We start from the raw sequence: 14910 nt of genomic DNA, 5'->3' as shown, positions 1-14910 counted from the left end.
CTCAAAACCTGAGACATGGACCGGGTGTTACACCGTTCAGGAGCAAAAATTTGTCGCTGTGGGCAGTATGAGGTCTTTTTGCTCAGAAAACCGTCAGCTCGCTCGGAAAACCTGACTGTTCGCGATGGAATACTGTCTGTTTGCGCTCCGATCCCGTCGGTTTGCATAAATTGCTGCGTCAGATTGGGCGTGTAGCGGCGAGCAGAAACGCATTGAGAGGCGGGTAACATAAAATTGGCCATGGATGTACGTCGTAGCGCGCGAAAGCTCTGTAGGCCATGGATGTACGTCGTAGCGCGCGAAAGCTCTGTAGGACAGTGGGTCGCGGTGAAACAAGAGGTCAGTCTGGTCGGTCTTCGCGCGGTTGCTGCGGCAGGAAGCCCCGTGCGAGGACGATGTAGAGTTTTTCGCGGCACACCATGCTGCCGGCCCAGTCTCCGATCAGTGCAGTGGCGAAAAGCGGCAGGATGACGTGGCTGCTGCCGGTTGCTTCACCCAGAATGATCACCGCCGTCAGAGGTGCGCGGACCACGCCGGTGAAATATCCCGCCATGCCGAGCAGCACGATCAGCCCCGCCTGTTCGCTTGGGAAAAGCGGAGTCAGCCACTGTCCAAACCCGGCACCCGCCGCCAGCGAGGGCGCGAAAATCCCGCCTGGAATTCCGCTCGCGCTGGTCGCCAGCGCAGCGAAGAACTTGGCCGGGCCGAACCAGAAGTCGCCCTCTCGCCCCTCAAGCAGAGCGGTCGTCGGCTCATAGCCTGTTCCGGCTGCATCGCCATCGGTGACGAAGATCAGGAGTCCCACTACAATGCCACAGACCAGCGCCGTGATCATCGGCTTGCGGTCGAGCAAAGCAGCCCAACGCCCATCCGGGCCGCGCAGCATCAGGAAAAGACGAGAGAACAATCCTCCCAAGAGCCCACCCAGCAGGCCCGCCAGCGGCGCAGCGACCAGCACTGTGGTGATGGGAAGGCTGCCCTCCAGTTCGCCGAAGTAGATGTAGTCGCCCGCCAGCCCCTGCGCCGTGAGCCCGGCGATCATGACCGCGCCCATGACCAGGATCGCGACGCGTTGTTCGTAGGCGACGGCCAGTTCTTCGATCGCGAAGGCAATTCCCGCCAGCGGCGTATTGAACGCGGCCGCAACGCCGGCAGCACCGCCCGCAATCACCACCCCGGGCGTCACGCGCAGGCGAAACAGTCGATGGACCTGTACCATTATCGCACCGGCCAGCTGCACCGTCGGCCCTTCGCGCCCGACCGATGCGCCGCCCAGCAATGCGACGACTGTCAGGACGATCTTCGCCAGTGCAGCGCGCAAGGAAAGCAATGCGCGAGCGATACGCCCCATCGGTTGGCGGCTGGCGGCCATGACCTGCGGTATGCCGGACCCGCGCGCCTCACGGGCGAAACGACGGGTCAGCACGGACACGAGCAGGAACGTCAGCGGGGTCAGGACCAGCGGAAGATAGACGTAATCACGGCGCAGCGAGGCGAACATCGCCTGCGCGCCATCGCCCAGTTTGGCAAAGAGCAGCGCGGCCAAGCCGATCAATATCGCCGAAACCAGCATGGCGATACGCCGGTGCCAGTCGTCCGCACCGACCAGTTCCTGCGGCATCTTGCCTGTCAGAAACCGGGGTCTGCGGGGAATGAGCGCCATCGAAGCGCTCTCTATGGGCGGCGGCGCAATGAGTCCAGCGGGCCCCGCGCTGTGCCTTCAACGCCGTCGATGTGCAGTCGTGCGGTCTAGCCAGTTATCGAGGGATGCCGAAAGTCTTGTTCCCGAACCACCGTCAAGCGTCTCCTACGCGTCCTGTCTCCGGCGCGATCAGTACTGTGTTGCGGCCACTTTGCTTGGCTTTGTACAGCGCATTGTCGGCGCGCCGTAGGGTTTGTTCACTGGTGCTCGAGCAGCCTGCCACGCCGGCAGAGAAGGTGATCGGGTTCATCGGCTCGTCGGTTTCGCGCAGCCTCAGTTTGCGAAAGGCCAGGTCATCCTTGGCAGCCTGCACCTTTTCGACCATCCTCGCAGGGTCGGGGATTTCGGCGATCACCAGGAATTCCTCCCCGCCCCAGCGTGCCACCGGCCAGGGCGCGAGCGATTCCTCCAGCGCGGTCGCGACCAGTTTCAGGGCCCGGTCGCCGACCGTATGGCCATAGGTATCGTTGATCGACTTGAAATGATCGACATCGATGATCGCGATGCAATAGCGAACCTTGCGCGTTTCGAGATCCTGAATGGTCGTGCGGGCGGCGCGGCGGTTGGCGATGCCGGTCAGTTCATCGACCAGCGCCTTGTTGCGCGCTTCTTCGAGATCGCGCTGGAGCCTGTCGATCCGGTTGGATGAACTAGCCAGTTCGCGTTCGGCCTGGGCCGCCCGATCGACGATGCGACAGATTGCGCTGGTCAGATCTTCGCCCTCTGCCCCTTCGCGGATCACCTGGCTTTCCTCGGCAATGTCGCGGCCCACGTCGCCCGCCTGACGCTGCGTTTCACGCGCCAGTTCACCTGCGGCGTCGAGAAATAAGTCGAGCGCCTCGTCACGTGCGGCAATCCGTTCTGCCGGATCTTCCGAAGCCTGGGCGAATTTCTGCATGATTTCGGCAACAGCTTCCTGCGTCATGCGCATGCCGCTATCGATATAGGTGTCGGTTTCCTCGACGATCACCTTGCTGGTCCGGTTGAGATAAAGATACCCGAAGCGATAGTTGAACGGAGTGGGATCGAGCAGATTGCCGGCGAGAAACGCCAGGACTTTGCTGCCGATAGTGTCCTGTTTCATCTGCCTGCCACTACAATTTACCTGCCCGGCCTGCGTGAGGCCGGGTGCGGCAATACAGTCGATTGGTAAATTCTTGCAAAAAACCGCGCGGATCGTGCGTCAGTCTTCCACAGCCAGCAGATACAGCTGACGGGCCGCATCGATGGGCTTTACCTCGCCGCCATTTTCATAATGCCAGAAGGTCCACCCATTGCAGCTGGGTGCGCCTTGCAGGTCTTTGCCCAGCCCGTGGATGCTGCCGGTCTGCTTTTCATAAGCCAGCGAGCCGTCGGCGCGGACTTTTGCGACCCAGCGGCGTTTCTTGTCGAACACCTGCGTGCCCGGTTTGATGAAGCCATTTTCGACCAATGCCCCGAAAGCGACCTTCGGCGCGGCTTTCGCGCTCTGCATCGTGGTCAGCGCGCTTTCGTCTAGTGGGAGTTCCTTCTCGATACGCTTGAGCGCCGCATCGCGATAATTGCCTTCGCGTTCGCAGCCGATCCATTCACGCCCCAGCCGCTTGGCCACGGCGCCGGTAGTGCCGGTGCCGAAGAACGGGTCGAGCACCACGTCGCCGCGTTCGGTCGTCGACAGCAGCACACGATAGAGCAATGCCTCGGGTTTCTGCGTCGGGTGGACCTTGTGGCCGCCTTCCTTCAACCGCTCCCCGCCATTGCAGATCGGCAGAACCCAGTCGCTGCGCATCTGTAATTCATCGTTCAGCGTCTTCATGGCGCGATAGTTGAAATGGTATTTGGCCTTTTCGCCCTGGCTGCACCACAGCAGCGTTTCATGCGCATTTGTGAAGCGGGTGCCCTTGAAATTGGGCATGGGGTTCGACTTGCGCCAGACGATGTCGTTGAGGATCCAGAAGCCCAGATCCTGCAGGATCGCGCCGACACGGTAAATGTTATGATAGCTGCCGATGACCCATAGCGCCCCATCGGGCTTGAGCACGCGCTTGGCTTCCGTCAGCCATTCGCGGGTGAAATCGTCGTAGATCTTGAAGCTGTCGAACTGGTCCCAGTGATCGGTCACCGCATCCACATGGCTGCCATCGGGCCGGTTCAGATCGCCGCCCAGCTGGAGATTGTAAGGCGGATCGGCAAAGACGAGGTCCACGGACGCATCGGGCAGCGAACGCATCGCTTCCACGCAGTCACCGTCCAAGATGCGCCCCAAGGGCAGCAATTCCTTCGGTACATCCGCAATTTTAACCGCCGCTTTTGCACGACTCTTCGTGGTCTCGATGACCCCCATGATATTCGTCCCTGTCCTTAGTTATCCACAGGGTGAGTCCAAGCGGACTCCGCGTCAAGCACGAAAAACCTAAGTCACGATGGTTAAGGTCGGGTGTCCTACAGAGAACAGAAGGTGCCCGTCACAACATATTGAGTCCATGCGAAATATGCGGACTCAATATTGTGGGGTGTGGCACTCAGGACTCAATCTGGCCCGATACGGCAGATGTCAGAGCAGCGCCATCTGCGACACCGGGGCGAAGCTGCGCCGGTGGAGCGGCGTGGGCCCGTGCATGCGCAGCGCTTCCATATGTTCGGCGGTGCCATATCCGGCATTGCGGTCCCAGCCATAATGCGGGTGGGTTTCGGCGGCTTCGCGCATCAGACGGTCGCGATGTTCCTTGGCGAGGATGCTGGCGGCACCGATGCATTTCTCCTTGCCATCCCCGCCCACGATGGGCCGCGCTCCTGCCCAGCGCCATTCGGGATGGCGACCGTGCGGCGTCATGTTGCCATCGATCAGAACCTCTTCCGGCTCGCAGCCCATGGCGTCGACCAGCCGGCTTACCGCCAGCGTCATCGCCAGCATGGTGGCCTGAAAAATGTTGATCCGGTCGATCTCTTCGGGCTCGACCACGGCAAGCCCCCAGACGCATCGTGTACGAATTTGCGGCTCGAGCAGGGAACGGCGCTTGGCCGAAAGCTTTTTAGAATCGTCGAGACCCGGAGGTGCCGGGTTGCACAATACCACCGCGGCCGCCACCACCGGCCCTGCCAGCGGCCCGCGGCCCGCCTCGTCCACACCGACGATCAGCGGCGCAGCACCAAGGCCACAATCGGGAGTTGAATGATACATGCGCCAGTTCGTCCTTGCTGCCACCCTATCGCCTATGGCTCTGCTCGCAAGTTGCGGCAACGCTGCTTCCGGGGATAGCGCGCAGACCCAATCAACGCCTATGCCATCGGAAACCATCTCCGTATCCAGTGGCCAGGATCTGAACGCGCAGGATTACGGCACCTTCGACGAGCCGTGGGCGGCTGAATTTGCGCCAGGCACCGATACGCTGTTTATTACGGAACGGGGAGGCACGATCAAATTCGTAGATACGGCGAACGGTACGCAAGGGACCGTAACAGGCGCGCCCGAGGTCGATTATGGCGGCCAGGGCGGGCTTGGCGACATAGCTTTCCTGCCGTCCGAATCCTCGAGCAGCCTGGATCGCCGCACGATCTATCTGAGCTGGGCCGAAGCGGGCGAAGGCGATACGCGCGGGGCTGTGGTCGGCCGTGGAACTCTGGAATGCGCGCAGACGAATGCCTGTGCAATCGAGGGACTGGAGGTAATCTGGCGGCAGGCGCCGAAGGTAACGGGCCGCGGGCACTATTCGCACCGCCTCGCCTTCAGCCCGGACGAACGCTACCTCTTCGTTGCCAGCGGCGACCGCCAGAAAATGCAGCCTGCACAGGATACGTCGAATAATCTCGGCTCTATCGTGCGTCTGAACCTCGACGGATCGACTGCAGCAGGCAATCCGCTTGCTGGCGAAGGCGGTATCAGCGCACAGCTATGGTCGTGGGGACACCGCAACATCCTCGGCCTGCAGTTCGATGGCCAGGGTCGCCTGTGGGATCTGGAGCACGGCCCCGCTGGCGGTGACGAATTGAACCTCGTGCAATCGGGCGGGAATTACGGCTGGCCCGAGGTCTCTGGCGGCGATCATTACGACGGCAAACCGATACCCCGCAATTCCACGAGAGACGATTTCATCAAGCCGGCAGTCAACTGGACTCCGGTAATCGCGCCGGGCGATTTCATCTTCTATTCCGGTGATCAGTTCGCAGGTTGGAAGGGCGCGGCGGTGATCGCGGCCATGAAGCCTTCCGCTCTCGTCGTCGTGACGATCGACGGTGAAAGCGCGCGCGAAACGCAGCGCATACCGTTTGAAAAACGTCTGCGTGAAATCGTACAGGGTCCAGACGGCGCGATCTGGGTGCTCGAAGACAAGGAAGGCGGGCGGCTGCTCAAACTAACACCGGGCTAAGGCGAATTTGATCGACTTGGCCTGCGGCGCGCCCTAATCGGCGCGCCCTTATGGCGACGCTCGTTCCCCTTTCCGCTATCGACCCGCAAATGGTCGAAGAATTGCTCGATGCCTCCTTCGGCGAGGGGCGACATGCCCGCACGGCCTATCGCATCCGCGAAGGGACCGACTGGCTTGACGCGCTGAGCTTTGCCGCGCTCGACGATGACGATTATCTGGCCGGCACGATCCAGCTCTGGCCGGTCGCGCTGACGGACCCGCGCGGACGCGCGCACCCGATGATCATGGTGGGTCCAGTTGCAGTCATGCCGGGACGGCAGGGCGAAGGTTTCGGCAAGGCGCTGATGGCCGCCAGTCTCGGCGCGATCGACGCGGGTTTCGAAGACGGCGCCTCGCCCCTGCCCCAGGTTATGATCGGTGATCCCGACTATTACGATCGCTGGCAGTTCACCGCTGCGCACACGCAGGGCTGGCACTGCCCGGGTCCGTTCGAAAAACACCGCTTGCTGGCGCGCAGCGGCAATCCGGCAATCCTGCCCGCAGAAGGAATGCTGGGCCCGTGGAGCTTGGCGAACTAGTCGCTATCTGGCATCGGCAGTTCCACGATGCCCTATACCCCGCCCCCAGAACTCGCCGGCATGTCGCTGGCACAGATTGCCGAGGCCGTTGCGGAGCGAAAGCTTCCGCCGGTCGAACAATGGTCGCCCGACAATATCGATGACAGTCACATGCGCATTGGTGCCGACGGAACCTGGTATCACGAGGGTTCGGCGATCAAGCGCCCCGGCATGGTGCGCGCCTTTGCGGGCCTCCTGAACCGGGAAGAAGACGGCAGCTACTGGCTCGTCGTGCCTTATCAGAAACTGTCGATAGAGGTGGAAGATGCCTGCTTCATCGCAACCGATGTCAGCGAGACCGAAGGCGACCTCGCCTTCCGGCTGAACACCGACGAACTGGTGGTGGCTGGGCTTGATCATCCGATACGCGCGGCCGGCGATGGCGACAGTCCATCGCTCTATATTCACGTCCGTCGCGGTTGCGAGGCGCGGCTAAACCGTTCGACCTATGAACAGCTCGCCCGCATCGCGCTCGAGCGCGGTGACGACTGGACCGTGAAGAGCGGCGGCGAGACTTTTTCGCTTCTGCCTACATGAGCGAGATCTTCGACCGTCTTACCCAGTTGTTCGAACAGGGCCATGCGCGTGATGTCGGCGAGCTCATGTCGGACAGCCGCTTCGCCGACCTTGATCGCACCGCCGACGCAGCCGTCCTGATCGCGGTGACCGAGCGACCCGATCCCACAGTCATCCTGACGCAAAGGCCGCGGACCATGCGCGATCATCCCGGACAGGTCGCGTTCCCCGGGGGCAAGGTCGAAGACGGCGAAAGCGCGGTGGACGCGGCGTTACGCGAAGCATGGGAAGAACTGGCGATCGAGCCAGAGAACGTCCGGCTGATCGGCACGACTGACCGCTATCAAACCGGTACAGGGTTCGATATCACCCCAGTCCTTGCCACAGTGCCACGCGATCTTTCCATCCGCCCGGACCCGCGTGAAGTCGAAAGCTGGTTCGAATGCCCCCTCGAAAAGCTCATGGACGCTTCGCAATGGAACCACGATTCGGTCTTCTGGAAAGGGGCTACGCGCGAATATCTGGAAATGAATCATGATGGTTACCGGATCTGGGGTGTGACGGCAGCCATCTGCTGGAACCTGTCCCGTCGGATAGCGTGGCTGGAGGCGCATTGATGACGGCACATCTGCCAAAGGCCGAATGGACGCAGCGCGCGAGCCTCGCCAAGCTCGTCGAAACGCTGGGCGCTGACGATATTCGCTGGGTCGGCGGCTGCGTACGCGACACGATGCTGGACTATCGCGTGCATGATATCGACGCGGCGACGCGGCATCTGCCCGCCACCGTCATCGATCGCTGCAAGGATGCCGGTATCCGCACTGTTCCCACCGGTATCGACCACGGCACCGTGACCGCGATCTTCGACGACGGAAATGTGGAGATCACCACGCTGCGGCGCGATGTTGCGACCGATGGCAGGCGCGCCACGATCGCCTTTTCCCACGAATGGAAAGACGATGCGGCGCGGCGCGATTTCACCATCAATGCGCTGTATGCCCACCCGGAAACCCTCGAAATCTCGGATTATTTCAGCGGCCTTGCCGATCTTTCCGCCAGGCGTGTGCGCTTCATCGGCGATGCCGAAACGCGCATACAGGAAGATCACCTGCGCATATTGCGCTATTTCCGCTTCGCCACGCGCTTCGGTGATGGCTGGGATGAAGAGGCCACGGCCGCATGCAGCGCCCTCGCCCCGACCCTGAAGGGCCTGAGCCGCGAACGCGTGGGCTGGGAAATGCAGAACCTGCTCGCCCTACCCGATCCGTCCGCGACAATTGCGAAGATGCGCGCCCTTGGGGTGTTGCAGGAAGTGCTGCCCGAATGCGGCAGGCGCGAGGTGGATCAGCTGGGTCGCCTGATCGAGGCGGAAAGGGCCGCCGACATAGAACCCGATGCCATGCGGCGGATGGCTGCGCTTTTGCCGGCCGTGCCGCCGGTTGCAGAGGCTGTATCGGCCCGCCTGCGTCTGTCCCGCAGCCAGCGCGATCGCCTGATGTGCGTGGCCCGCCGCGATCCCCGCGACGGTGATCGTCCTCGCGGACTAGCTTATGAGGTTGGCAAGGATTGCGCGCTTGATCGCCTGTTGATCGCAGGAAAAGACCCGTCGTCGATCGTCGGATGGGAAGCGCCCCGCTTTCCGCTGAGAGGGGGCGAGATCGTTGCACGCGGCGTGGGCAAGGGACCCGAGGTCGCGCGCATACTGCAGCGGATCGAAAAGCGCTGGGTGGATGAACAATTCCCGACGCGCACCAGGGTTGAAGAATTGCTCGACGAGGAACTCGCCGCTCGCTGAACATCCACTCAATGCGCGCTTCAGCCTCGCTTAAGGTGCACTGCAGCATAAAGGCCTCGCGGTTGCAAAAAAACGCAGTCCGTGACATACAGTACCCGTTCTCCCGTGGGGGGACTTGCGGGTGTCGGGAACCACACTCTCGCCCGCTCTTTCCATTCTTGATCGGCTCGATCGCGCGTTTCGCGTGTGGGGGAGCCGCGTATTTCGAATAACAAGCCTTGGAGTTTTATATGAAAATCGCGAAGCTGGCGCTTGCCGCCGTCGCCCTCACCACCACCGCAGCCGTTGCCCCCGGCGTTGCCGTCGCGCAGGAAGCCACCGCTTCCGTCGCAGCTGGCGCAACCGTCTATGGCAATGACGGCGCCGAAATCGGCACCATCGAAGCCGTTCAGGGCGACACCGTCCTTCTGGCCGTCGATGACATGAAGGCACCTGTACCTGCCAATGCCTTCGGCACCACCGAGGACAAGGTTTCGCTCAACGCCACCAAGGCGCAGATCGTCGGCATGCTGCAGGCAGCCCAGAAGGAAGCTTTCGCAAAGCGTGACGCTGCCCTGGTCGTCGGTGCCAACGCCGTCACTGCCAAGAACGCGCCGCTCGGCACCGTTCTCGAAATCGACGGTGACAATGTGATCATCGCCCGTGGCGGCGACGAGACCAAGAAGGTCACCCTGCTGCGCGAACATTTCGCTGCCAGCCCGACCGGCACCCTGATGGCGCTGCTGACCAATGCGCAGATCGATGCGGCCATGGGCGCCTCGGCACCCGCTGCCGAAAGCGCCGGCGAGTAATCGTCTAGCGAATAATCCCTGAGCCTGTTTCAGGGTCGCGAAAGGCCGGGAGTGCGCAAGCGCTTCCGGCCTTTTTCTCATGCGGTCAATTCACCTCTGCCGCGGCAGTCATCGGAACCGTTGCGTCAGGTAAACTTGTTGTCGCGCGGGAAACCCTGCGGCGGCATCCGCCCTGCCCCGCCGCGGGCCACCTTCCATTGCCACATCTCGCCTTCCGTGCGTGTACGGCCTTCCTTGCCGCCCATGGTCCAGCTCAACCCCTCTGCCAGAGTGAAGGTGGTCGCATCGGACAGGCCCCCGTCGCGATAACGCTGCAAGGTCACGCCCTGACCGCGGGCAAGTTCGGGCAGTTCCTCGAGATTGAAGACCACCAGCTTGCGATTGTCCCCCACGCAGGCGACGTGGTCATGACCTTCTTCTATCGTCCGCGCCACCACCATCTTCGCATCGCCCTTGAGGTTGACGACCTGCCGCCCCTTGCGTGTTTCGGCGAGCAGTTCGTCGGTGGTCGTACCGAAGCCCTTGCCCGTGTCCGCCACCAGCAGCAGGCGCTGTTTCGGCTTGTGGACGATCAGCGCCACGATATGCGCACTGGCATCGATATCCAGCGTATTGCGCACCGGTTCGCCAAAGCCGCGCGCGCCGGGCAGCTTGTCCGCCCCGATCGTGAAGAACCGCCCCTTGTCGGTCGCCAGCAGCAGCTTGTCGGTAGTCTGCGCATGGATCACGAAGGCAGGACCATCGCCTTCCTTGTATTTGAAATCCTGATCCAGCGGCAGATGTCCCTTTGCACCGCGGATCCAGCCCTTCTGCGACAGGATCACCGTTACCGGCTCCTTCTCGATCATCGCGTCCATGCTGAATTCGACCGCGGGCGCTGCTTCCCGAATGCTCGTCCGGCGGGCCCCCAATGCGGTGTCTTCGCCATATTCCTTGCGCAGCGCATTGAGATCGCGCTTCAGCCGCGTGCGTTGGCGTGCTGGCGAGCCGAGCAGCTTGTCCAGCTCGTCCTGTTCCTTGAGCAGGTCGTCCTTTTCCTGGCGAAGCTGCATTTCCTCAAGCTTGCGCAAACTGCGCAGCCGCATGTTCAGGATCGCTTCGGCCTGCCGGTCGGTCAGGCTGAATTCCTCCATCATCACCGCCTTGGGCTCATCCTCGTAACGGATGATCTCGATCACCCGGTCGAGGTTGAGGAAGGCGATGATGTAGCCTTCGACCAGCTCCAGCCGCCGCGCGATCTGGTCCAGCCGGTGCTGGCTGCGGCGCTGCAGAATGTCGATCTGGCTGGCGATCCAGTTGTTCAGCAGTTCCTTTAGCCCCATCACCATCGGCGTGCGGCTGGCGTCGAGCACGTTGAGGTTGAGCCCGAACCGCGTTTCCATATCGGTCAGCTTGTACAGGCTTTCCTTGAGCAGCTCGGGGTCGACATTGCGGCTGCGCGGGACCAGCACGATGCGGATCTTTTCATCGCTCTCGTCGCGCACGTCTTCCAGGATGGGCAGCTTCCGGTCTGCGATTGCCTGCGCGATCTGTTCGATCAGCTTGCCCTTGGCCACCTGATAGGGGATCTCGCTGATCACGAGCTGCCATTGCCCGCCACCCATTCGCTCGATCCCCGCTTCGCGATCTTCTGCGCTGGCTGCTTCTGCCGCGTGAAAACGCCCGCGCACACGGAATGACCCGCGGCCGGTCTCATACGCCGCAGCTACAAGTTCCGCGCTTTCGGCTACGATGCCTCCGGTGGCGAAGTCCGGGCCCTTGAACAGCTCCATCAGCCGCGCATGTTCGACATGCGGGTTGTCGATTACTTCAAGCGTAGCGTCGACGATCTCTGCGACATTGTGGCTGGGTATGTTGGTCGCCATGCCCACGGCGATGCCGCTCGCGCCGTTGGCAAGCAGATTGGGGAACAGGCCGGGAAATATCTCCGGCTCCTGCTCTTCCCCATTGTAGGTAGGAATGAACTCGACCGTGCCTTCGTCGAGCCCCTCCATCAGCCGCAGCGCGGTCTTCGTCAGCCGCGCTTCGGTGTACCGATAGGCCGCGGCGTTATCGCCATCGATATTGCCGAAATTGCCCTGGCCTTCGACCAGCGGATATCGCAGCGCGAAATCCTGCGCGAGGCGGACCATTGCATCGTAGACGCTGGCATCGCCGTGGGGGTGATACTTGCCGATCACGTCGCCCACCACGCGTGCGGACTTCTTGAACGCGCTGGAAGGGTCGAGCTTCAGCTGGCGCATCGCCCACAGCAGGCGGCGATGCACGGGCTTTAACCCGTCGCGAAGGTCCGGCAGCGATCGCGCGGTGATCGTGCTCAGCGCGTAGACCAGATACCTTTCGGACAGAGCGCTGTCGAACGGGGCGTCGACGATCGCGTCGAACGGGTCTTTGTCACTGTCGAGCGTGGTTTCATTGGCGGCCATGACACTCGCCCTACCACCGCCACGCCCCGCCTAGAAGAACGGAACAACCCGCTTTCCCCACGCATTGCATGAGTAACAGCAAATCAAGGAGTTTCCCATGAGCAAGCGCGTAATGATCCTCGCCACCGATGGCTTCGAACAGTCCGAACTCGAAAAGCCCAAAGCGAACCTCGAAAAGGCGGGCATCGAAACCGTCGTCGTCAGCCTCGAAAGCGGTGAAATCAAGGGCTGGGACCAGGATGACTGGGGCAACAGCGTCAAGGTCGACAAAGTCATCGATGATGTATCCGATTGTTCCGATTTCGATGGACTGCTGATCCCCGGGGGCCAGATCAATCCCGACCTTCTCCGCGTGAACGACCGCGCAGTCGCGATCGTGCGTGAATTCAACGATGCGGGTAAGCCGATTGCAGCTATCTGCCATGCCCCCTGGATGCTGATCGAAGCCGGCATCGTCGAAGGCAAGACGGCAACCTGCTACAAATCGATCCGCACCGATCTGAAGAATGCCGGCGCCAACGTGGTCGATCAGGAAGTTGCCCAGGACGGCAACCTTATCACCAGCCGCAACCCTGACGACATCCCTGCCTTCAGCAAGGCACTGATCGAAATGCTCGGCGAAACGGCCGACAAGGCAGAGCTCGAAGCCGCCTGAACCTAAATACCCTGTAACAACGAGAGCCTCGCCGCATCACTGCGGCGGGGCTTTTCGTTTGGGACTAAGTTCTTCAGCCGAAAGTCCCAGACAGTATTTGCTCGTCAGCTTGTCTGTTGCTCGTCGATCCAGGCATCGACGCGGCGTTCCAGCAGCGAAAGCGGCAGAGCGCCGTCGCCCAGCACCACATCGTGGAACCCGCGAATGTCGAATTTATCGCCGAGTTCCTTTTCCGCCTTCGCACGCAGATCGAGGATCTTGTTCATCCCGATCTTATAGCTTGTCGCCTGCCCCGGCATGACCAGATAGCGTCGCACCTCGTTTCGGATCGTTTCCGCATTCTGGGGAGAATTCTCGGTGAAATAGGCAATGGCCTGATCTTCAGTCCAGCCCTTGGAATGCAGTCCCGTGTCCACGACCAGCCTGATCGCGCGCCACAGTTCCGAACTTAGCCGCCCGAAGTCCGAATATGGGTCCTGATACGTCCCCGGAATTTCCTTGGCAAAACGCTCCGAATACAGGCCCCACCCTTCCGTGTAGGCACCGTAGAATTGCTGAGTCTGGAATTTCGGTACGCCGGTCAGTTCCTGTGCGATGGAGATTTGCATGTGATGGCCTGGCAGGCCTTCGTGATAGGCGATCACCTCCAGCATGTTCTTCGGCATCGCGCTCATGTCGGACAGGTGAGCGTAATAGATCCCCGGCCGCGATCCGTCGGGCGTGCCAGAATTGTAATGCTGCGCCCCGCCATCCTGCTCGCGGAACTGCTCCACCCTCCGCACTTCCAGCCCGGCCTTGGGCAGCAGACCGAAATACTGGGGCAGCTTGGATTCGATGTTGTCCAGCGCCGCCGTCGCAGCGTCGATGTACATCTGTGCGCCTTCGTCGCCCTGCGGGAAGTAATTGTCCTTGTCTTCCTTGATATAGGTGAAGAATGACTGGAGATCGCCGTCGAAGCCCACCTGGTCCTTGATCGCTTCCATTTCGGCATGAATGCGCTTCACATCGTCAAGACCGATCTGGTGCACCTGCTCCGCGGTAAGATCGGTGGTCGTGCTGTTCGACAGACGATGGGCGTAATACCCGTCCCCATTGGGCAGCACCCCGACACCGACACCGATTTCGGGGGCATTGGGGCGGTCTGCGGTCATGAACGTGATCAGCCTGTCGTAGCCTGCCTTGTACCCGCCCTTCAGCGCAGCTTCGAGCTCGCCCTGCATCGTTTCGCCATCGGCAGCGGTGATCGTGCCAGCTTCGACCAGAGCGGCGATCTTCTTCTTGCCGTCCTCCCACAATGCGTTGTCGGCAGTATCATCGAACGGCGCACCGGAAATCAGCTTCTTCGATTCGTCGATCACGAAGTCATACGCGAAATAGGGCGGACGTACGCCAGCGGCTGCACGGGGTTCCGCGATGTCGACCAGCTGGCCCAGAGCACGCCCGATTTCCGACACGCGCGAAATATAATCGCGCATGTCCTGCGCCGTATCCACGCGGTGCTGCGAAATCAGTAGCGTCGGGAGATAGGTATGCGCCCCGTGCATCTGGGTAAAGACATAGCCATCGTCGCGCCATTTGGCCGATTCTGCCGCCTGTTCGTACTCGTATTTCCAGAGGTCGTAGGACAGCTTGTCGGCACTGCTCAGGCTATCGTAATCGAAGGTACGCTCCATCTCCTCGACGGTAGCCTTCTTCCACGCCAGATCCTTGTCCTGCGCGGCGAGCGAAAAATCATCGATTTCGCCGTAGCGTTCCTTGCGACCCAGCGAAGTGAGCCACAGTGGGCTGTCCATCACCTGCTCTTCGTATTTCGCATCGAACCAGGCGCGCAATTCGGCATTGTGATTTTCGCTGGACGCTTCGCTCGTCTCGGCTGGGGCGGTTTGCGCAAAGGCAGGCGCGGTGACCGCGAACAGTGCGACAGGTGCTGCGGCGAGCAGCAGAGTATTCTGGAAACGCATGACAATCCCTCAAAAGTCCCGGTGTTTGGTGGCGACATCGCTACATGGCAGCGGGACCGGGGCAAAGGCCAATCGACCAAGGGCAATCGAAAAGGGACCGG

At 61.4% G+C, this 14910-nt stretch carries 13 protein-coding genes; 7 read left to right on the top strand and 6 right to left on the bottom strand.

The annotated features are described in order from the left end of the window. Positions 1 to 340: 340 nt before the first annotated feature. The 4 genes from ACIGGE_RS09590 to ACIGGE_RS09575 all read right to left on the bottom strand — a co-directional run bounded on the left by ACIGGE_RS09590 (position 341) and on the right by ACIGGE_RS09575 (position 4862). Entirely contained in the window at positions 341 to 1663 is a 1323-nt protein-coding gene (locus ACIGGE_RS09590; protein WP_397490173.1) for a chloride channel protein, read from the bottom strand. A gap of 133 nt (positions 1664 to 1796) precedes the next feature. Next, positions 1797 to 2786 (bottom strand): GGDEF domain-containing protein, encoded by a 990-nt coding sequence (locus ACIGGE_RS09585; protein WP_397490172.1) that lies wholly within the window; start codon positions 2784 to 2786, stop codon positions 1797 to 1799. 99 nt (positions 2787 to 2885) lie between these two features. Continuing rightward, complete coding sequence (locus ACIGGE_RS09580; RefSeq protein ID WP_397490171.1) at positions 2886 to 4025, bottom strand: site-specific DNA-methyltransferase; 1140 nt, start codon at positions 4023 to 4025, stop codon at positions 2886 to 2888. Between the two features lie 210 nt (positions 4026 to 4235). Continuing rightward, positions 4236 to 4862, bottom strand: coding sequence for a ribonuclease HII (locus ACIGGE_RS09575; protein WP_103022652.1), 627 nt, complete (start codon positions 4860 to 4862; stop codon positions 4236 to 4238). Here ACIGGE_RS09575 and ACIGGE_RS09570 point away from each other — a divergent pair. The 6 genes from ACIGGE_RS09570 (at position 4861) to ACIGGE_RS09545 (ending at position 9767) form a co-directional block, all read left to right on the top strand. Continuing rightward, entirely contained in the window at positions 4861 to 6048 is a 1188-nt protein-coding gene (locus tag ACIGGE_RS09570) for a PQQ-dependent sugar dehydrogenase (RefSeq protein WP_103022651.1), read from the top strand. The two genes, ACIGGE_RS09575 and ACIGGE_RS09570, sit on opposite strands and share 2 nt — an antisense overlap. 50 nt (positions 6049 to 6098) lie before the next feature. Beyond that, positions 6099 to 6626 (top strand): GNAT family N-acetyltransferase, encoded by a 528-nt coding sequence (locus tag ACIGGE_RS09565; protein WP_103022650.1) that lies wholly within the window; start codon positions 6099 to 6101, stop codon positions 6624 to 6626. 27 nt (positions 6627 to 6653) lie between these two features. Beyond that, positions 6654 to 7202 carry a DUF1285 domain-containing protein gene (locus ACIGGE_RS09560; RefSeq protein ID WP_397490170.1) on the top strand — a complete coding sequence of 183 codons (549 nt, stop codon included), beginning with the start codon at positions 6654 to 6656 and terminating at the stop codon, positions 7200 to 7202. Then, positions 7199 to 7798 (top strand): CoA pyrophosphatase, encoded by a 600-nt coding sequence (locus ACIGGE_RS09555; protein ID WP_397490169.1) that lies wholly within the window; start codon positions 7199 to 7201, stop codon positions 7796 to 7798. The genes ACIGGE_RS09560 and ACIGGE_RS09555 overlap by 4 nt, the downstream gene beginning before the upstream one ends. Continuing rightward, entirely contained in the window at positions 7798 to 8976 is a 1179-nt protein-coding gene (locus ACIGGE_RS09550) for a CCA tRNA nucleotidyltransferase (RefSeq protein ID WP_397490168.1), read from the top strand. The genes ACIGGE_RS09555 and ACIGGE_RS09550 overlap by 1 nt, the downstream gene beginning before the upstream one ends. A 230-nt stretch (positions 8977 to 9206) precedes the next feature. Next, positions 9207 to 9767: a DUF2171 domain-containing protein gene (locus tag ACIGGE_RS09545; protein WP_103022646.1), complete on the top strand. Its 561-nt coding sequence runs from the start codon at positions 9207 to 9209 to the stop codon at positions 9765 to 9767. Between the two features lie 125 nt (positions 9768 to 9892). On the opposite strand, the gene parC is transcribed toward ACIGGE_RS09545, so the two are convergent. Further along, positions 9893 to 12193 (bottom strand): DNA topoisomerase IV subunit A, encoded by a 2301-nt coding sequence (gene parC, locus ACIGGE_RS09540; RefSeq protein ID WP_397490167.1) that lies wholly within the window; start codon positions 12191 to 12193, stop codon positions 9893 to 9895. Positions 12194 to 12290: 97 nt separating this feature from the next. On the opposite strand from parC, the gene ACIGGE_RS09535 reads away from it, so the two are divergent. Further along, positions 12291 to 12848, top strand: coding sequence for a type 1 glutamine amidotransferase domain-containing protein (locus ACIGGE_RS09535; RefSeq protein ID WP_397490166.1), 558 nt, complete (start codon positions 12291 to 12293; stop codon positions 12846 to 12848). Between the two features lie 104 nt (positions 12849 to 12952). On the opposite strand, the gene ACIGGE_RS09530 is transcribed toward ACIGGE_RS09535, so the two are convergent. After that, positions 12953 to 14809, bottom strand: coding sequence for a DUF885 domain-containing protein (locus tag ACIGGE_RS09530; RefSeq protein ID WP_397490165.1), 1857 nt, complete (start codon positions 14807 to 14809; stop codon positions 12953 to 12955). Positions 14810 to 14910: the final 101 nt, after the last annotated feature.

Origin of the sequence: Qipengyuania sp. NPDC077410, from assembly GCF_044543405.1 — a bacterium.
Lineage (GTDB): Bacteria > Pseudomonadota > Alphaproteobacteria > Sphingomonadales > Sphingomonadaceae > Qipengyuania > Qipengyuania pacifica.
This window is presented reverse-complemented; position numbering and strand designations above follow the sequence as displayed.